The sequence below is a fragment of the Azospirillum sp. Marseille-Q6669 genome, assembly GCF_965111635.1.
Genome location: NZ_CBCOOP010000002.1, coordinates 86,506 through 104,226, shown reverse-complemented (window position 1 = coordinate 104,226; position 17,721 = coordinate 86,506). Strand labels below are relative to the sequence as shown.

General features: G+C 69.8%; 16 protein-coding genes. 7 read left to right on the top strand and 9 right to left on the bottom strand.

What is annotated here, in order from left to right:
- Positions 1–29 precede the first annotated feature (29 nt).
- The 7 genes from ACWPXE_RS11710 to ACWPXE_RS11680 all read right to left on the bottom strand — a co-directional run bounded on the left by ACWPXE_RS11710 (position 30) and on the right by ACWPXE_RS11680 (position 9,001).
- Positions 30–1,250, bottom strand: a complete 1,221-nt coding sequence (locus ACWPXE_RS11710) for a GNAT family N-acetyltransferase (protein WP_454018015.1) — start codon at positions 1,248–1,250, stop codon at positions 30–32.
- Positions 1,247–2,902: an acyl-CoA synthetase gene (locus tag ACWPXE_RS11705; RefSeq protein WP_454018014.1), complete on the bottom strand. Its 1,656-nt coding sequence runs from the start codon at positions 2,900–2,902 to the stop codon at positions 1,247–1,249. The genes ACWPXE_RS11710 and ACWPXE_RS11705 overlap by 4 nt, the downstream gene beginning before the upstream one ends.
- Positions 2,903–3,053: 151 nt before the next feature.
- Positions 3,054–3,536 carry a YbaK/EbsC family protein gene (locus tag ACWPXE_RS11700; protein ID WP_454018013.1) on the bottom strand — a complete coding sequence of 161 codons (483 nt, stop codon included), beginning with the start codon at positions 3,534–3,536 and terminating at the stop codon, positions 3,054–3,056.
- 6 nt (positions 3,537–3,542) lie between these two features.
- The gene (gene proC / locus ACWPXE_RS11695; RefSeq protein WP_454018012.1) at positions 3,543–4,370 is read right to left on the bottom strand and encodes a pyrroline-5-carboxylate reductase; all 828 of its coding nucleotides are present in this window, start codon (positions 4,368–4,370) and stop codon (positions 3,543–3,545) included.
- 5 nt (positions 4,371–4,375) lie between these two features.
- Entirely contained in the window at positions 4,376–4,879 is a 504-nt protein-coding gene (locus tag ACWPXE_RS11690; protein ID WP_454018011.1) for a YbjN domain-containing protein, read from the bottom strand.
- 203 nt (positions 4,880–5,082) lie between these two features.
- The gene (locus ACWPXE_RS11685) at positions 5,083–5,418 is read right to left on the bottom strand and encodes an accessory factor UbiK family protein (RefSeq protein ID WP_454018010.1); all 336 of its coding nucleotides are present in this window, start codon (positions 5,416–5,418) and stop codon (positions 5,083–5,085) included.
- Positions 5,419–5,536: 118 nt separating this feature from the next.
- Positions 5,537–9,001: an AsmA family protein gene (locus ACWPXE_RS11680; protein WP_454018009.1), complete on the bottom strand. Its 3,465-nt coding sequence runs from the start codon at positions 8,999–9,001 to the stop codon at positions 5,537–5,539.
- 219 nt (positions 9,002–9,220) lie between these two features.
- On the opposite strand from ACWPXE_RS11680, the gene ACWPXE_RS11675 reads away from it, so the two are divergent.
- Positions 9,221–9,457, top strand: coding sequence for a DUF4169 family protein (locus ACWPXE_RS11675; protein WP_454018008.1), 237 nt, complete (start codon positions 9,221–9,223; stop codon positions 9,455–9,457).
- 145 nt (positions 9,458–9,602) lie between these two features.
- Entirely contained in the window at positions 9,603–10,442 is an 840-nt protein-coding gene (locus tag ACWPXE_RS11670) for a DUF2189 domain-containing protein (RefSeq protein WP_454018007.1), read from the top strand.
- Between the two features lie 55 nt (positions 10,443–10,497).
- Here ACWPXE_RS11670 and ACWPXE_RS11665 read toward each other — a convergent pair whose 3' ends face one another.
- Positions 10,498–10,686: a DUF1192 domain-containing protein gene (locus tag ACWPXE_RS11665; protein WP_454018006.1), complete on the bottom strand. Its 189-nt coding sequence runs from the start codon at positions 10,684–10,686 to the stop codon at positions 10,498–10,500.
- A gap of 201 nt (positions 10,687–10,887) precedes the next feature.
- Here ACWPXE_RS11665 and ACWPXE_RS11660 point away from each other — a divergent pair, with 201 nt between their 5' ends.
- The 5 genes from ACWPXE_RS11660 to ACWPXE_RS11640 all read left to right on the top strand — a co-directional run bounded on the left by ACWPXE_RS11660 (position 10,888) and on the right by ACWPXE_RS11640 (position 15,922).
- Positions 10,888–11,895 (top strand): NAD(P)H-quinone oxidoreductase, encoded by a 1,008-nt coding sequence (locus tag ACWPXE_RS11660; protein WP_014239920.1) that lies wholly within the window; start codon positions 10,888–10,890, stop codon positions 11,893–11,895.
- Positions 11,896–12,203: 308 nt separating this feature from the next.
- Positions 12,204–12,821 carry a DUF1013 domain-containing protein gene (locus ACWPXE_RS11655; RefSeq protein ID WP_237903946.1) on the top strand — a complete coding sequence of 206 codons (618 nt, stop codon included), beginning with the start codon at positions 12,204–12,206 and terminating at the stop codon, positions 12,819–12,821.
- A 156-nt stretch (positions 12,822–12,977) separates the two neighbouring features.
- Positions 12,978–13,571 carry a UbiX family flavin prenyltransferase gene (locus tag ACWPXE_RS11650; protein ID WP_041810970.1) on the top strand — a complete coding sequence of 198 codons (594 nt, stop codon included), beginning with the start codon at positions 12,978–12,980 and terminating at the stop codon, positions 13,569–13,571.
- 57 nt (positions 13,572–13,628) lie between these two features.
- Positions 13,629–14,321 carry a carbonic anhydrase gene (locus ACWPXE_RS11645; protein WP_014239916.1) on the top strand — a complete coding sequence of 231 codons (693 nt, stop codon included), beginning with the start codon at positions 13,629–13,631 and terminating at the stop codon, positions 14,319–14,321.
- Positions 14,322–14,551: 230 nt separating this feature from the next.
- A complete protein-coding gene (locus tag ACWPXE_RS11640) occupies positions 14,552–15,922 on the top strand; it encodes a flagellar hook-basal body complex protein (protein WP_454018005.1) in 1,371 nt (456 codons plus the stop codon).
- Here the strand turns inward: ACWPXE_RS11640 and ACWPXE_RS11635 are convergent.
- A complete protein-coding gene (locus tag ACWPXE_RS11635) occupies positions 15,912–17,678 on the bottom strand; it encodes a tetratricopeptide repeat protein (RefSeq protein WP_454018004.1) in 1,767 nt (588 codons plus the stop codon). The two genes, ACWPXE_RS11640 and ACWPXE_RS11635, sit on opposite strands and share 11 nt — an antisense overlap.
- Positions 17,679–17,721 lie beyond the last annotated feature (43 nt).

The window sequence follows — 17,721 nt, the reverse complement described above, 5'->3', positions numbered from 1 at the left end:
GTTTGATAAACGCAACTGGTATCACCGCTTCAGAACCGGTCCGGCATCCACGGCGCCGGCCCCGAGAAAAGCAGCGCCGCCAGCGCCATCGCGTCTTCGCCGCCACGCAGAAGGCCAACCTGGCGGAGAATCTGCGGGCCTTTGTGGCCACTGTAGAGGGCGGACAAGGCCGCGATGGACAGGGAAAGCCCCGCTCCGGCCGCTTTTCCGCCGCCGCCCGTCTTCTCCGGAACCCGGTCCACGACGGCCTTTCCATCGGACAGGCGCAACCGGAAAGTGCCGGAATTCTCCGGAATCACCGCATCGGAAACGTCCAGCACCAACTCGCCGGCAACCCCAGGTGGATAGCCGCGGGCTTCCAAGGCGCGGCGAAGATCAAGAATGCGCAACAGCCATTCGTCGCGAGCGTCGGCACGCGGACCGGCGTCCGGCGCCATCAGGACCAGGGGGTCGTCGGGCCCGCCGCGCCAGGAGACGCGGTCGACCTGCGCCCGGTAGCCGGCCAGGAAACCTTGCGCCAGCCGCACTGAACGCGGGCTGAGCAGGCACAGATCCGCAACCACCAGCTTCCGGTCCGACGGCGGCGCGACCGCCACGTATCCCTCCGCCCCTCTCGGACCACCCAAAGTGTAAACGTCGGACGGAGCACCGTCCGGACAGAGGGCGAAGCTCCACAGGCCTTCATTGCGCTCCACCAGTCCGTTGGCGGTGGTGAGCAGGCTGCGGCGTAGCGCCGCAAGCTCGCTGGCGTCGCTCGCGTCGGTCCGGCGGATCCACCCGTCCCCCGGCGGCGGCCCGGCGGACAGGGCGCCCGGCGGCGCGCTCCAGTCGAAGGACACCCCACCCCGCCCGAAGCCCAGGCGGGTGTAGACCGGTAGGGTCGCTGGGTAGAGCACCGACAGTGCGGCGCCCCCGGCACGCGCCTCCTCCAGCAAACCGCGCATCAGCACGGTGCCGTAGCCGCGCCCGCGCTGCGCCGGATCGACCGCCACCGCCGCCACGCCGCAGGACGGCACCGGGCGCCCGCCGAACCACTGGTCCATCGGCCAGACGGCGGCGCAGGCAACGAGCTGCCCGGCGCGACCCGCCTCCGGTCCGGCGCGCAGGCCCCGCATCACGCCCGGCCCGAACAGCTCCACCGACCGGTCGAAATACTCACGGGGAATGCCGAAACCCTGGCGAACCAGGGCCGTGGCGTCCGTCCTTTCCTCGGGCAGAAGGGGGCCGAAGCCCCCGGTCACAGCGGTCACACCTTCGCTCCGTTCAGCGCGCGGGCCTGATCGCGCAGCACGTATTTCTGGATCTTGCCGGTCGAGGTCTTCGGCAGGGCGGTGAAGACGACGGTGCGCGGGCACTTGAAGTGGGCCAGATGCTCGCGGCAATAGGCGATCACCTCGGCCTCGGTCAGTTGCTTGCCCTCCTTCACGGTGACGAAGGCGCAGGGCGTCTCGCCCCATTTCTCGTCCGGGCGGGCGACCACGGCGGCCTCGACGATGTCCGGATGCTTGTAGAGGACCGATTCGACCTCGATGGTCGAGATGTTCTCGCCGCCGGAGATGATGATGTCCTTGGAGCGGTCCTTCAGCTCGATGTAGCCGTCCGGATGCCAGACGCCGAGATCGCCGGTGTGGAACCAGCCGCCGGAGAAGGCCTCCTGCGTGGCCCGCGGGTTCTTCAGATAGCCCTTCATGACGGTGTTGCCGCGCATGAAGATCTCGCCCATCGTCACGCCGTCCTTGCGAGTCGGCTGGAGCGTGTTGGGGTCGGCGACCATCAGCCCTTCCAGCGTGGCGTAGTTCACGCCCTGCCGCGCCTTCAGCGCCGCGCGCTCCTCCAGCGGCAGGTCGTTCCAGTGCTCGTGCCAAGCGCAGATGGTGACCGGGCCGTAGACCTCGGTCAGGCCGTAGACGTGGGTGACGTCGAAGCCCAGCCGCTCGATCTTCTCGATCACCGCGGCGGGCGGGGCGGCACCGGCGGTCATCATCTTCACGCCGGTCGGGATCTCCCGCTTCTGGTCCTCCGGCGCGTTGACGATCAGGCCCATGATGATGGGCGCGCCGCACATATGGGTGACGCCGAGGTCGGCCAGCGCGTCGTAGATGCCCTTGGCGGTGATGGTGCGGACGCAGACGTTGGTGCCGGCCATGGCGGTGACCGTCCAGGGGAAGCACCAGCCGTTGCAGTGGAACATCGGCAGAGTCCACAGATACACGGGATGGTGCGGCATCGCCCAGGTCAGCACGTTGCCCATGGCGTTCAGGTAGGCGCCGCGGTGGTGGTAGACGACGCCCTTGGGATTGCCGGTGGTGCCGCTGGTGTAGTTCAGCGCGATGGCCTGCCACTCGTCGGCCGGCATCGGCCATTCATAGGCCGGGTCGCCGGTTTCCAGGAACTGCTCGTAGGTCTGCTCGCCGATCAGCTCGCCGCCCTTGGCCTGCGGGTCGTCGATGTCGATGACGATGGGGCGGCGCTTCGGCTCCAGCATGTGGACGGCCTTGGAGATGACGCCGGAGAACTCCCGGTCGGTCAGCAGGACCTTCGCCTCGCCATGCTCCAGGATGAAGGCCAGCGCCTCGGCGTCCAGGCGGATGTTCAGGGCGTTCAGCACCGCGCCGGTCATTGGCACGCCGAAATGCGCCTCGAAGGATTCCGGGGTGTTGGGGGCCATGACCGCGACCGTGTCGCCCAGCCCGATGCCGCGCTTGGCCAAGGCCGAGGCGAGGCGCACGCAGCGTTCGTAGGTCTCCGCCCAGGTGCGGCGGACCGGGCCGTGGATCACGGCGATGCGCTGGGGATAGACGGCGGCGGTGCGGCGTAGGAACGAGAGCGGCGACAGCGGCACCGTGTTGGCGGCGTTCTGGTCGAGGTCGGTCTCGTAGGGGTTGTGCCGGGCGTCAGTCACGGGGGGCCTCCCTGATGCGTCTCTGTTCAAGAACTCGTTGGGAAGAGTCTTGCCAGAGAATCCAGAGGCTTGGAAGAGGGGTGGCCCGGCGATGCGCGGTCATGCCGCGCTGCGGCATCCTGCCCGGTTGACCGGCTCGGTTGCCGGACGGTCAGCCCTTGCGGATGGCTTCGACCCGTCCGCCGGTGATGGCGACGAGTTGCGCAGGGGTCAGGCGGAAGACCGCGTTGGGGGTACCGGCGGCGGCCCAAATGGCGTCAAGGCCCATCAGGTCGGCGTCGATTAGGACCAGCGGCGGCACGGCATGGCCGATGGGCGGAATCCCGCCGATAGCGAAGCCGGTGGACTCGCGGACGAAGTCTGGATCGGCCCGCTCGATCGTCTCGCCGATCAGCCGGCCGACCGCCTTCTCGTCCACCCGGTTGGCCCCGCTGGCCACCACCAGCACCGGCCGGCCGCTCTCTTTCGTACGGAAGATCAGGGATTTGGCGATCTGCGCCACGGCGCAGCCGACGGCGTTCGCGGCATCCTCCGACGTGCGGGTGCTGCCCTCATGCTCGACCACGCTGTGGCCGTGGCCGAAACCGTCCAGCAAATCCTGGACCCGTTGGGCGGAGGGGCTGAGGGCCGCCATGACGCCTTACTTCGCCAGTTCGCGGGAACGGTTCGCGGCGGCAGCCACGGCGCGGTCGAACAGCGGCTGCATGCCGTCCCCGGCCATCAGCACGTCGAGCGCCGCCTGGGTGGTGCCGTTGGGGCTGGTCACGGCCTTGCGCAGGTCTGCGGCGGCGATCGGGGACTGGTGGAGCAGTTCGCCCGCCCCCGCAACGGTGGCCCGCGCCAGACGCATGGCAAGCTCGGCGGGCAAACCGGCGGCCTCGCCGGCCTTCGCCATCGCCTCGACCATCAGGAAGACGTAGGCCGGGCCGCTGCCCGAGACGGCGGTCACCGGATCGAGAAGCGACTCGTCCTCCACCCAGGCCACGTCGCCGACCGCGCGCAGCAGCGCATCGCACAGCGACTTCTGCGCCTCGGTCACCACCGGGTTGCCGACGGCGACGGTCATGCCGCGGCCGATGGCGGCGGGCGTGTTGGGCATGGAGCGGACGATGGCCGCCCCCTCCCCCAGCACCGCTTCGAAGGAGGCGATCGTCTTGCCGGCGGCGACGGACAGGAACACCGTGCCGGGGCGGACCAACGCCCGGTAGGCCGGAAGGACCGAGTCCATCACCTGCGGCTTCACCGCAAGAACCACCACGTCCGGCGCGAAGCCGGCGGGCAAGGCGTCCGCGCCGCTGGCCAGCACGACCGCGGGGTTGCACCGCAGGGACTCCGGCAGGCCGGACGGTTCGATGACGGCGACGCTGGACGCAATGCCGGCCTTCAGCCAGCCGTCGAGCATCGCGCCGCCCATCTTGCCGCAGCCGGCCAGCAGCAACGTGCAACCCTGCGCCTTCCCTTGCGCCATGACGGTCACGCCTCCCCGGCGGTGTCGAGGATGGCGGCCGACACCGCCTCCGACGCCGACTTGCCGCCCCAGATCACGAACTGGAAGGCAGGGTAGAAGCGCTCGCACTCCGACAGGGCGATCTCGACGAGGTCCTCCAGCTGCTCCACCGTCGCGCCGCGCGAGCCGCGCAGCAGCATGGTCTGGCGGAACATCGGGGTGTGCTCCTCGGCGCAGACATCGAAATGGCCGAGCCACATGCGCGCGTTGACCTCCGCCAACAGGTCGTTGACCGAGGAGCGGCGGGCCGCCGGGACCTTCATGTCGAACTGGCAGGAGAACTGCATCGCGCTGACGTCGGACTGCCAGACGAAATAGAGGCGGTAATCGCCCCAGCGCCCGCCGATCTCGACGATCAGCTCGTCCTCGCCGGCCCGCTCGAAGGGCCATTCGTTGGCGGTGACGATCTCCTCGACGATGTCCAGGGGATTGTGCGCGGATGAGGGGGTGTCGACGGCAACAGCCGACATGTCGGCGTCCTCCTGTAAAGGCGCGGTGGACGGAACCGCCCCGGGGCGGATCCGCCTTCGCGCAAGAAGGGGAAGCCCCGAGATGTTGTGGCTGGCAGACGGATGAATACCACCCAATGCACCGTGCCAAAAGGGTCTGGCCGGCGCAACTGGTTTTCGGCGGTGCATCCGTGAAGGTTCGGAGACGTAGGCGGTGGTCCGGATCAGACCGGCCCGGTGCCCCCTCCGGCGATGGGGCCGACGGCGGGAGCGGAAGCGCCCGTTGCCGGCTTCGGATCGTGTTCGGCCTTGAGCGTCGCGACCGTGGCCTCCAGCGCGGCGAGCCGCTCGGCCATGGCCTCCTGCTCCTCGCGGGCTTTGGCGGCCATGGCGCGGACGGCCTCGTACTCCTCGCGGCTCACCACGTCCATCCGCGACAGAACGCGCTCGAACTGCTGGCGCATCTGCGCCTCAGCTTCCTCGCGCAGGGACGACAGCGCGCCAAGCGCGCCACCCGCAACGCGGGCCAGATCGTCCAGAATCTTATTGTCCACCTGCATCGACTCAAAATCCGCTTCTTGTCTGCCGCATTATGGGACCCGCCCCACGGAACTTCAACGGGCTTGGACGCAAAGCATCACGGGGCTTGGACGCAAAGCGTCACGCGCGTCCACACTCTCAACGCCTCAGCCCGTCGATCAGCCCCTTCAACAGCGCGTCCGGCTTCGGGGCATTGCCGCCGCCGGGAATCGGCAGATCCTTCGGCACCACCCTGTTGAGCAGCCCCTCGGCGGCGCGGCGGGCGAAATACTCCTGCACCTCCTGCATTTCGAAGGAGCGGGTGGGCTTGTCGAGGGCGCCGGTCATGCGAACGGTCAGCGGGGGCAGCGCCTGCTCGGACTGCACGGTCAGGCGGACGCGCATGTCGATGGTCTGCGCCGGAAGGTTGACCTGCCCCACCGCCACCGCCTCGCCCAGGTCGGAGGTCAGGCGCGTGTCCTCGGTGCGCGCCACGCCCTTGTCGATGGCGAAGCTGCCGTCCAGCCGGGCGAAGCGGGTCTCCCCGCCCTGAAGCCCGCCCATCACGGCGCCCAGCAGCTCCTGCGGACGCTCCAGCTTGGTCAGCCGGTCGCGCAGGGCGCCGAGGTCGAAGCCTCGCAGCAGACCGTCACGGGCGTTGATCCGGCCCTGGCCGGCCAGCGCCTTGAGCATGGCGTCGCCGCCGGCCCCGCTGGTCGTCAAATTGGCCTCGGCGTCGAGCACGCCCCCGGCGATCTCCAGCGCTCCGCCGCCCAGGCCGCCGCCCACCGCCTCGGCCAGCTTGGCCTTGGACAGGGTGATGGTGGCCTCGGCGGTCGGCGTCTGATTGCCCGGAGCGGCGAGCCGCCCGGTGGCGCCGAGCTGGCCACCCATCAGGGTGCCGTCGAACCGCTCCACCGTCAGCACGCCGTTGGTCACGGTGGCGCGCAGGGCCGGATTCTCGATCCGCGTGCCGCCCTTGACGAGAGCGGATGAGGTCAGCGCGAAACGCCCGTCGAAGCGGCGCAGCCCGCTGAAATCCCCCGTCGCGGCGGGGGGCGCGCCCGGCGACGCCACGGCCGCCGGAGAAGTGGCGCCGGCAGGGCGGGCCGCGGCGGCGGGAAGCGCCGCCAGCCGGTCCAGCTCCAGGTCGCCGGTCTGCAGGTCGGCTTCCACCCGCGGCTTGCTGCCGTTCAGGTCGGCGCTGGCCTTGCCCTTGACGGTGACGCCGGCCAGCACGCCCTGGATGTTGCCCAACGTGAAGGCTTTCCGCGTCCCCGCCAGCTCCGTGTAGAGGTCCATCGGGCCGTAGGAACCGGACACTGCGCCGCCGGAAGACGGGTTATCGGTGAACAGGCTGGCCAGCCGGGCCAGCTCCGGATGCTTGGCGCGCAGCTTCAGATCGACGGACGGGTTCTTCTCGACGTTCAGCACCGTGCCGCCCGCCTCCAGCGAGCCTTCGGCCGCCTCAGCCCCCAGCTCGACCGCCAGACGCTCGGCGTCGCCCGACAGGCGGACCTGCGCCTTCACCGCTCCCAGCCGCTCCGGCGCGGGGGCGCCCTCCGGCCAGGGAACGGCGCGGGCCACGCCTTCCAGGCTGGCGGCCTCGGCGTTCAGCGTCAGATGGGCGCCGCGCAGCGGCTCCAGCCCGGCGATCTGCCCGTCCAGGCGGAGCTTCACCCCGGCGGCGTCCTGCACCGTCGCCTCCTTGATGGACAGGGCTCCGCCCGCGGCGGTGGCGTCGAGCCGAAGCCCCTGGACCGGCGTGTTGCGCACGGTCAGTTGCCCGACCGACAATTCCAGGTTCGCGTCCACGCCGGCCAGCAGCCGGGCCGGTGTCATCGAGGAGCGCCCGTTGCGCGCGGGGGCCTGGGTGGCACCATTGGCGGAAGCGGGAGCCGCGGCGTTGCCACTGCCCACGCCATTGGTGGCAGGGGTGGCCTGGGGCGCCGCATCGCCGCCCGGTTGGGGCAGATAGGCGTCGAGGTTCAGCCGGTCGAGGTCGAGCCGCGCGCCGAAGGCGGGCCGCCCGCGGTCCACATAGGCGACGGCGCCGGTCAGGCGGCTGGCGTCCACCCGCAGGTCCAGCCCGTTCACGTCCAGCCGCCCCGGCCGCCCCTGCAACTGCGCGGCGACCGAGGCCCGGCGCAGCCGGTCTGCCGGAACGGCGCGGACGTCCACACGCAGCCATTCCAGCACAGCGCGCAGGTTGTCGGCGTTCGCCTCCATCCGCAGATTGACGTTCGGCTGGCCGTTGGCCGCCGCCAGTTCCCCCGCCGCCACGATGTCGGAGCCGCCGGGCAGCAGCGCGCTGACACGGTCGATGTTCAATGTGCCGCCGGTCAGGCTGGCCTCCACCCGCCCCTGGCGGATGACGCCGCCGTTGTAAGTGATGCCGTCCACCGCGAGGTCGAGCTTGGCGTCCAGCGTGTCCGGCAGGGCGAAGCCGCCGGGCGGGGTCGTGCTGCCGGTCGGGGCTGGGGCGCTGCCGGATGGAGCGCTGGGCGGCGCGCTTTTGGCCGTGTTCCCATTGCGGGCGGCAGGCTGGGCGCCGGCGTCCGAACCACCGCCGGCGCCCGCGCGGTCCAGCCAGGCGTCGAGATCGAGCCGGTTCAGGGCCAGCGTCAGTTCCGCCCTGGCCGGCGTTCCGCTGCGCAGGGTCGCCGTGCCGGTGGCGCGCGTGTCGCCGAGCTGCGCCTCCAGATTCGTGAAGCTCGCCGCGGTCGGGGACGCTTCGACCGCCGTACGGATGCCGAAGGACTGGGCGAGCAACGCGTTCGCCTTCTTGTCCTCGCCCGCGGCAGAGCCTTTGCGGACCAGGGCCAGCGCGCGGGACAGGTCGCTTCCTTCGACGCGCAGATCGCCCTGGGCGCGCGAGCCGCCGCTGCCCGGCGGGTTGGTGACGATTCCGGCGAAGCGCAGCGTGGCGTCGGTATCGGCCATCGACAGCGCCGCCCGGACCTGGACGGCGGCGCCGTCGATCAGGCGGCTGACGAACATCTCGCCGCGCAGCGGCACGCCGCGCGCCCGGAAACCGCCCTGCCCCTGGAACGGCCCAGTGAAGCTGCCCGCAACGATCCGCGCGTCGATCTGGTCGATCACCTCCGATTGACCGGTCCGGGCGTCGCGATACTGGATGGTGCCGTTCTGCACCGTCACCTGATCGAAGCTGACCGCCGAGGCCAGCCCATCGCCCGATCCGCCCGGCCCGCTGCCCGCCGCACGGCCGGCGTCGGCGCCCGAGAGATCCCAATTGAAGCGCCCGTCGGGCAGTGTCTCGAACAGGAAGGTCGGGTCGATCAGCTTGATGCTCTGCACCTGGATGTGACCGCCGAGCAGCGGGCCGAGGGCCACGCGGACGTCCAGTTCCTTCAGGCGGGCCATGTCCTCCTCGGACCCGCCGGGCGCGTTGGCCAGCCGCGCGTCGCGCACCGTCAGCGCCGGGGCCGGCAGCAGGGACAGGCCGATGTCGCCCCTCAGTTCCACCTTGCGGCCCGTGGCGGCGGACACCTTGTCCGCGATCTGGGCCTTGTAGGCGTTCCAGTCGACCACGCTCGGCACGATCAGCACCGCTGCCACCAGCAGGCCAAATAGAATCAGCGCCGCGATCAGGAGTTTTTTCACCGGTTGCCCCGCCTTCCCCACCGTTCGGCTGTTAAGTCGCCGTATTCCTGCCACAAGATGTCCGCCACAAGCCGCGGGAACCGCTGGCGCCCGCTCCGGTCTTCCGGGTGGCACGGGGTTCCGCTAAACTATCGTCCCGAAAGAAAACAAGCAATTTGGGCATTCCAACGGCCGAGTTGTCCAAAAGACGATATGTCCCGCCCTCAGGAGACGCGCCCCATGGCCGATGTCGTGAACCTGAACCGCTTCCGGAAGATGCGCCAGAAGGAAGAGCGTGAAAAAACCGCCGAGGAGAACCGTGTCCGCTTCGGGCGCACCAAGGCCGAGAAGCTGCGCGATCGTCAGGACGCCGAGCGCCGCAAGGCGGATCTCGACGGCAAGAAGGTCGACGGCGAAAAGACCGGCGGCGAAAAGACCGGCGGCGAACAGGCTGGCGGCGAACAGGCTGGCGAGTGACCGCCAAGCCCATGCTTTGGTATCGCTTTTGTGACAATTAGGTATTCAAACAATTCGTCCATAAGACAATCTGGAACGCAGCCGACCGCTTTGCTACACTCCCCCCTCACGAGAGGCGCAATGGGCAAAGGGGAGGACCATCAACATGGTCGACATGTCGTCTCACCGCGGTGCGTCCCAATTCCATCGGCCGGTCCGGCGCAAAGAACCCTCCGAATTCCACAAGCCGGCATCCTATCTTCCGCGAATCCGCAGCGTCGACGTCGACCGCCCCTGGGTGTGGCTGAGCGCCGGCTGGCGCGACATGTGCGCCAGCCCCATGATCAGCGCCGCCTATGGCCTGCTGGCGGTGCTGTCCAGCCTCGCGCTGGTGGCCGTGCTGTCGATGCAGGACATGCAGTATCTGGTCCTGCCGATGGCGGCGGGGTTCATGCTGCTGGGGCCGGTCTTCGCCGTCGGCCTCTACGAGACCAGCCGCCTGCTGGAGCGCGGGGAGACGCCGACCCTGATGAAGGTCGTCGGGGCCTACCGCCGCAACGGCGTGCAGATCGCCGGGATCGGGCTGGCGCTGATGCTGGCCATGCTGGCCTGGATCCGCATCGCCTTCCTGCTGTTCGCGCTGTTCTTCGCGACCGAGCCGCCGGCCTTCGACCAGCTCGTCGACCGCATTTTCTTCTCGGCCCAGACGATCCCGTTCCTGCTGACCGGGACCATCGTCGGCGGCGTCATCGCCACGGCGGTCTTCGCCATCAGCGTGGTGTCGATCCCGATGCTGCTGGACCGCGAGACGGACAGCTTCACCGCCATGGCGACCAGCGTCGCGGTGCTGCGCGAGAATCTGCGGACCATGGCTGGCTGGGCTTTCCTGATCGTGCTGTTCACCGCGGCGGGGATGGTCACCGGCTTCCTGGGGCTGGCGCTGGCCCTGCCGCTGATCGGCCACGCCTCCTGGCACTGCTACCGCGATCTGGTCGGCGCGGACTGAGATTTCACGGAGCGACGCCCCTCTCCCATCCCGGGCGAGGGGCTTTTTCCGTTCGTCAGGACGGCTTCTTAAAGAAGGCTTCGGCGGCGTTCTTCTGCGCCTCCTTTGCGGCGATGGCGGCGCGGGCGCGGGCAATCTCAGCCTCCAGCCCGGCGATGTAGTCCTTCAGCTCCGCCACGCCCAGCGCGGTCAGGTCCTTCAGCGCCGGCTTGGCCTTGCGCGGCTCCAGATCGTCGATGTCCATTGGGCTGCTCCTCCCGCATTCGCGCATCCCTGCCCCGCACCGTCCGCTTCCCGCACGTCGGAAAGGCCGGCGGGGCGTGCTTGTCAGCGCCGGTGCGGAATTCTAACTTTGGACGCCTGCGGACACAAACGGCCCGGCCGCCCGGAGTGGCGACAGCCGGATTGGCGGACACCGCGTCAACGAGGAATGGGGGAAGACACCATGGGCATCGCCCTGCCGGACAGCATGACCTGCGTCGAGATTTCGCAACCCGGCGGTCCGGAGGTCCTGCGCACCGTGCAGCGTCCCGCCCCGGTGCCCGGCCCCGGCGAGGTGCTGGTGGCGGTGGAGGCGGCGGGCGTCAACCGTCCGGACATGCTGCAGCGCCAGGGCCGCTACGACCCGCCGCCGGGCGCCTCCGACCTGCCCGGCCTGGAGATCGCCGGGCGCGTCGTCGCCATCGGCGAGGGCGTCACGGAGTGGGCCGCCGACGACGCGGTCTGCGCCCTGATCGCCGGCGGCGGCTATGCCCAGTATTGCGTGGTCCCGGCGCCACAGCTCCTGCCCGTGCCGAAGGGCTATGGCATGGTCGAGGCCGCCGCCGTGCCGGAGACCTTCTTCACCGTCTGGACCAACGTGTTCGAGCGCGGCGCGCTGAAGCCCGGCGAGACGCTGCTGGTCCATGGCGGCTCCAGCGGCATCGGCACCACGGCCATCCAGCTCGCCAAGGCCTTCGGGGCCAAGGTCTTCACCACCGCCGGCAGCGCCGAGAAGTGCCGTGCCTGCGAGGAGCTGGGCGCCGACCGCGCCATCGACTACAAGACCGAGGACTTTGCCGCCGTCATCCAGAAGGAGACCGGCGGGCGCGGCGTCGACGTGGTGCTGGACATGGTCGGCGGCGACTACATCGCCCGCGACATCGGCATCATGGCCCCCGACGGGCGGCACGTCTCCATCGCCTTCCTCCAGGGGCCGAAGGTCTCCATCAACATGTTCCCGGTGATGACCAAGCGCCTGACCCTCACCGGCTCCACCCTGCGCGCCCGCTCGGTCGAGGAGAAGGGCCGCATCGCCGCCGCCCTGCGCGAGAAGGTCTGGCCGCTCCTGGAAGGCGGCACGGTCAAGCCGGTGATCCACAAGGTCTTCACGCTGGAGCAGGCGGCCGAGGCGCACGCCCTGATGGAATCCAGCGCACACATCGGCAAGATCGTCATGACGGTTGGCGGCTGACCGTCGCCGCACCGGCGATCCATTGGATTGCGAAGGGAATTCCCCGGTTTCACAGCCGGGAATTCCCTTTCAAGTAATTTTTTCGCTTCATTCTTGTTCCCGGACAGCTGGGTGGGCTTGCTAAAGCGCGCCAAGACGGTTAGCAGAGGGATCGGTGTCCGGGTTTTCCCGGCCGCCTGCCCGAGCACGCTTACATCGACCGGTTCCGGCCCTATATGGAGGGCGAAGCTCGGGACCATCCGGTAAAGTATGGCCGATCGCGCCACCCGCCAGCGGGTGCGGTCGGGTTGGAGTTGTCAGGAGGGACGATGGCACTGCCCTTGATGCCGAAAGCGACGGCCGTCTGGCTGGTCGAGAACACATCCTTGACCTTCGAGCAGATCGCCGCCTTCTGCGGCCTGCATTCCCTGGAGGTCCAGGCCATCGCCGATGGCGAGGTGGCGGTCGGCATGGTCGGGCTGGACCCGGTGGCCAATGGTCAGTTGACCAAGGGCGAGATCGAACGCTGCGAGCGCAACCAGGATCTGCGCCTGAAGCTGCTGGTCCCCGACCTGCCGCTGCCGGCGGCGCGGTCCAAGGGGCCGCGCTACACCCCGATCACCAAGCGCGGCGACAAGCCGGACGCCATCGCCTGGCTGCTGAAGCACCATCCGGAGCTGTCGGACGCCCAGCTCTGCCGTCTGATCGGCACGACCAAGCCGACCATCGCGGCGGTCCGCGACCGCACGCACTGGAACGCCCCGAACATCAAGCCGCGCAACCCGGTGCTGCTCGGCCTGTGCACCCAGCGCGAGCTGGAGGAGTCCCTGGCCCTGGCCGTCCGCCGCGGCGGCGTCCCTCTGTCGCAGGAGGAGCGCGAGGCCCAGGACGGCGAGGACGGCTACGGCGACGAGTCGCCCTATTCAGAGCGGGAAGAGGCGCGCTGACGCCGCCTTACCGGCCCCTCTCCCCCGGCGGGAGGGGGGCTTTTTGCTTTTAAGCGCCGGGTGCGGCCCGTCCCTCCGCCCCCGGCGCCGGCCCCGTGAAGAGGTCCATAGGACCGCGCTCTGGACGACGCCCGGCCCGCGCGCTACTTCTTCGGCATGACTGCACCCTCCCGTCTTGTCGTCGGCATCAGCGGAGCCTCGGGCGTGATCCTGGGCATCCGGCTGCTGTCCGTGCTGCGCCGGATCGGCGTCGAATCGCACCTCGTCGTCAGCCGCTCCGCCGAGGTCACCCTGGCCCATGAAACGGACATGAAGGTGGCGGAGCTGCGCGCTCTGGCCGACGTGTCCTACGCCGCCGCCGACATCGGCGCGGCCATCGCCAGCGGCAGCTTCCGCGCCATGGGCATGATCGTCGCCCCCTGCTCCGTCCGCACGATGAGCGAGATCGCCACGGGCGTGACCTCCACCCTGCTGACCCGCGCCGCCGACGTCACGCTGAAGGAGCGCCGCCCGCTGGTGCTGATGGTGCGCGAGACGCCGCTTCATCTGGGGCACCTGCGCACCATGACCCAACTGGCTGAGATGGGCGCGGTGATCGCTCCGCCGGTCCCCGCCTTCTACAGCCGCCCGCAGACCATCGACGATCTGGTGGACCATGCCGTCGGGCGGGCGCTGGACCTGTTCGGGCTGGACGCGGGCATCGTCCGCCGCTGGGGCGAGCCGGCGCCTGCGGAGGTTCTGGAAACATGACCCGGCCTGGGCTATACCGCATCCGCTAAATCCCGACCGAAGAGGGGTATCAGAACGATGCCACACACCCGCGACCAGGACGTTCCGATTCGTCAGCTTCTCGCCGGGATGAAAGGTTTCCGCGCCCGCTACTACGAGCGCCGGCCCGACAGCATGCGCCAGCTCGTCGAGGAGGGGCAGAAGCCCAAGATCCTGATGATCGGCTGCTCCGACAGCCGCGTCGATCCGGCGCTGCTCACCCAGGCGGAGCCGGGCGAGATGTTCGTCGTCCGCAACGTCGCCAACCTCGTCCCGCCCTACCAGCCGGACGGCAGCTACCACGGCACCTCGGCGGCCATCGAATACGCGGTGCGGGTGCTTCAGGTCAGCCACGTCATCGTGCTGGGCCACGCCCTGTGCGGCGGCATCCAGGGGCTGATCCGCCTGCGCAAGGGCGAGCCGGACCAGAACGACTTCGTGTCGCCCTGGGTGTCCATCGCCAGCGCGGCGCTCGATCCCTACATCCCGCCCGCCCAGGGAGACACCGACGAGGAACGGCGCAAGGCCGAGTTCGAGCGCCTTCAGCAGAAGCCCGACGTGATCGAGCGCGCCGCCGTCCGCACGTCGGTGGACAATCTGATGACCTTCCCCTTCGTCCGCGAGCGGGTGGAGGCCGGGACACTGGAACTGCACGGCTGGTGGTTCGACCTGGACAGCGGCGACCTGTGGGCCATCAACTCCCAGACCAAGATGTTCGAACCGGTCGATTGAGACCGGTGAGGGGGCCGGCGGGTGGGCGAAAGCTGCCCAGCGCAGGGTGAGGAGCCGCCTCCGCCGGGAAATTTCTGCCCATCCCTTGGTTTCCGCGGCCTGAACAAATCCCTCCCCCGCCACGGGAGAGGGTTGTTTCAGCGGCTCCCCGCTTTCTGGCACGACGGTTGCAGTTCTCTGCGCGGCGCGTTCCAACGGACGTGCGTCGATGGGAATGAGGCGGCCGGACCATGGGCATCACCACGATCTTCAACAATGGCGTTCTCGGGCTGACGGCGCAGAACCGCGCCCTGGGCACCATTTCGAACAACATCGCGAACGCCTCCACGTCCGGCTTCAAGGCGTCGGAGACGCAGTTCTCCGACTTCGTGCTGAGCGACCGCACCGGCAACAAGGACCCCGGCAACGGTGTGCGCGCTTTCGAGCGGTTGGACCACAGCGGCGGCACCGTCACACAGACCGGCGTCACCACCAACGCGGCCATCGTCGGCAACGGCTTCTTCCTCGTCCAGGACCTGGATGCTCAGACCGGCACAACCGCGACCACCGCCCGGACAAGCGACGATTCGGTCTTCCTGACGCGGTCCGGCGACTTCTCCCCCGACAAGGAGGGCCGTCTGGTGAACGGCGCCGGCAAGGCGCTGATGGGCTTCAAGCTCGACCCCGCCAGCGGCTCCGGCTCCTTTGGCAGCCTCAGCAGCATGACTCCGGTCTCGCTGAGCGGGCTGCAGGACTACCGTGAAGCCTCGACCCAGGCGTCGCTGAACCTCAACCTGCCCTACGACCAGCAGCCGGTGACCGGTCAGATCACCACGGCGAACACCACCGGCGTCGTTCTGAACATGGTGGACAAGAACGGCGCCGATGGGGCGATGGCCCTGCGCTTCCTAAAGACCGGGCAGGCGGACGACGGCACCTCGACCTGGCAGGTCTTCAACGCCGGAGTCGTCGGCGCCGACGGCAAACCGGTGGGCAACGGCAACGTGAACGACCCCACCACTTGGCAATCGCTCGGCACGCTGAACTTCGCCCGCAACGGCACGCTGACCGGCGGGCCAACCGGGAGCCCGGCGACCCTGACCCTGAACCCCGGCGGCGACTTCGCCCAGACGACGCTGGATCTCGGCTCCTATGGGAAGATGACCAACTCCGTCACCACCATCGCCGGCATGGATCTGGGAATCGTCCAGGGCAACAACGGCATCCGCGCCGGCACCTATCAAGGAGCGGAGCTGACCGAGGACGGCTTCGTCGCCGCCAACTTCCAGGGCGGAAAGCAGCGCTACATCTACCGCATCCCCGACGCGACGGTGATCAACCCGACCGATCTGGAAAGCGTGTCCGGCACCATGTTCCGGACCAGCGCCAATTCGGGCGCCATCCGCCTGAACTCCTTCGGCAACCTGACCAACGAGACCGGCACCAGCGCGCTGAAGACCGTCGGGGCGTCGCTGAGCACGGCCAGCGTCGAGGGCTCCAACGTCAAGATCGAGGAGCAGTTCACCACGCTGATCCAGGCGCAGCGCACCTACTCCGCCGCCTCCAAGCTGGTGTCCACCGCCGATGAGATGACCCAGGCGACGATCACTCTCAAGTCGTAAGAGCCGCGGCACGCAGCGCGTCGGCGACGCGCCCGGCTACCTCCGTCCAGTTGCCGACGCGCGTCTGGCGGAACAGGCGGGCGGTGGGATACCAGGGGCTGTCCTCCCGCCCCAGCAGCCAGCGCCAATCCGGCGACAGGGGCAGCACCACCCAGACCGGCACCCCCAGCGCCCCGGCCAGATGGGCTGGCCCGGTGCAGGAGGAGATCACGAGGTCGAGGTTGGCCATGATCGCCGCGGTGTCGGAGAAATCGGCGATGTCCGGCCCGAGGTCGGTGAAGGAAGGCGGCATGTCCACCCCTTCCAGATCCTCCCGCCCCGGCCCCTTCTGCAACCCGAAGAAACGCACGCCCGGCACGTCCAGCACCGGCCGCAGCCCCGCCAGCCGGGGCGAGCGCAGCGCGTCGCCGGGAAAGCGCGGGTTGCCCGCCCAGACCAGCCCGACCCGCAGCCCCGCCCCGTCCGCCAACCGCTTGCTCCAGGCAACGGCGCGTTGCGGGTCGGGGCGCAGATAGGGCACGGCGGCGGGCAGGTCGTCCAGCTTGGTCCCGAAGGCGCGCGGCAGGCTCATCAGCGGGCATTCCAGATCGAAGTCCGGCAACGGGTGGCCGCGGGCGATCAGCCGCTCCACCCCCGGCAGACCGGACAGCACGCTCATCAAGGGCGGCTGCACCTCCAGGATCACCCGCGCCCCGCGCTCCGCCACCAGCGGGACGTAGCGGACGAACTGCAGGGTGTCGCCCAACCCCTGCTCGGCATAGAGCAAAATGGTGCGCCCGGCGATGTCGCCGCCGCTCCAGGTGGGCTGCACGAAGCGGCGCCACGGCGGTTCCGCCCGCGCGTCGTGGCGGCGCCAGTCGAACTCCGGCCAGCCGCCCTCACAGTCCCCGGCCAGCAGCCGGGCGAAGCCGCGGTTCCAGCGCATCCCGGCGTCACCGGGACGCGCCTCCAGCACCCGATCGAAGTCGGCAAGAGCCTCCACCGGTCGGGCCATGGCGAGCAGCGCACCACCGCGCGCTGCGCACAAAGACGGGCCGGAGAAACCGCATCCCTCCGCCGCGGCGAAGGCCGCCAGCGCCTCGTCGAAGCGGCCCTGCCCGGCCAGCAGCGACCCGAGATTTCCCCAGGCCGCGCCATAGCCGGGGGCGAGGTCCAGCGCCGCGCGGTAGGCAGCCTCCGCCTCGTCCCAGCGCTTCTGCGCGGCACAGGCGGAGCCGAGCATCATCCGGGCCGCCGGCGATTCCGGCGCCAGCGCGGCGGCGCGGCGAGCCGCGCGCTCCGCCGCCGCCGCCCGCCCTCCAGCCAAGGCCGTTTCGGCGAGATTCACCAGGGCGTCCGCCGAGGCCGGGAGCAGGGCCAAGGCCCTTTGCGCCGAACAGGTGGCCTCCGGCACGCGGTTCAAATCGCGCAGAGCGGCGGCCCTGCTGGTGTGGGCGTCGGCAAGCTGCGGGTCCAGCCGCAAGGCGCGGGCGTAGCCGGCCTCCGCCGCCGCCGCGTCGCCCATGGTCTGACGCGCGCCGGCAAGGTTGGAGTGACCGCCTGCCGAGTCGGGACGCAGCGCCAGCGACCGGCGCAGCAGCCGCGCCCCGTCCGCCGGGCGGCCCGTCTGCGCGTGCAGCACGCCCAGGAGCTGCGCAGCGTCGGGTTGTTCGGGGTCGGCCTCCAGAATCCGCCCGTAGAGCGTCGCCGCCTCGGCCAGACGGCCCGACTGGTGATGGTCGATGGCGGCCAGAAGGGCCTCGATGATCGTCGCCATGGGACGTGCCTGATGGTGGAAGGGGTACCGGAAGCCGAAGGAA

What these genes read in the sequence shown, in the direction of transcription:
- ACWPXE_RS11640 (WP_454018005.1), top strand. Translation starts at nt 14,552, where the DNA reads ATGGGCATCACCACGATCTTCAACAATGGCGTTCTCGGGCTGACGGCG.
- ACWPXE_RS11685 (WP_454018010.1), bottom strand. Translation starts at nt 5,418, where the DNA reads ATGCAGGTGGACAATAAGATTCTGGACGATCTGGCCCGCGTTGCGGGT.
- ACWPXE_RS11635 (WP_454018004.1), bottom strand. Translation starts at nt 17,678, where the DNA reads ATGGCGACGATCATCGAGGCCCTTCTGGCCGCCATCGACCATCACCAG.
- ACWPXE_RS11655 (WP_237903946.1), top strand. Translation starts at nt 12,204, where the DNA reads ATGGCACTGCCCTTGATGCCGAAAGCGACGGCCGTCTGGCTGGTCGAG.
- ACWPXE_RS11660 (WP_014239920.1), top strand. Translation starts at nt 10,888, where the DNA reads ATGGGCATCGCCCTGCCGGACAGCATGACCTGCGTCGAGATTTCGCAA.
- proC (WP_454018012.1), bottom strand. Translation starts at nt 4,370, where the DNA reads ATGGCGCAAGGGAAGGCGCAGGGTTGCACGTTGCTGCTGGCCGGCTGC.
- ACWPXE_RS11690 (WP_454018011.1), bottom strand. Translation starts at nt 4,879, where the DNA reads ATGTCGGCTGTTGCCGTCGACACCCCCTCATCCGCGCACAATCCCCTG.
- ACWPXE_RS11645 (WP_014239916.1), top strand. Translation starts at nt 13,629, where the DNA reads ATGCCACACACCCGCGACCAGGACGTTCCGATTCGTCAGCTTCTCGCC.
- ACWPXE_RS11650 (WP_041810970.1), top strand. Translation starts at nt 12,978, where the DNA reads ATGACTGCACCCTCCCGTCTTGTCGTCGGCATCAGCGGAGCCTCGGGC.
- ACWPXE_RS11700 (WP_454018013.1), bottom strand. Translation starts at nt 3,536, where the DNA reads ATGGCGGCCCTCAGCCCCTCCGCCCAACGGGTCCAGGATTTGCTGGAC.
- ACWPXE_RS11675 (WP_454018008.1), top strand. Translation starts at nt 9,221, where the DNA reads ATGGCCGATGTCGTGAACCTGAACCGCTTCCGGAAGATGCGCCAGAAG.
- ACWPXE_RS11670 (WP_454018007.1), top strand. Translation starts at nt 9,603, where the DNA reads ATGGTCGACATGTCGTCTCACCGCGGTGCGTCCCAATTCCATCGGCCG.
- ACWPXE_RS11665 (WP_454018006.1), bottom strand. Translation starts at nt 10,686, where the DNA reads ATGGACATCGACGATCTGGAGCCGCGCAAGGCCAAGCCGGCGCTGAAG.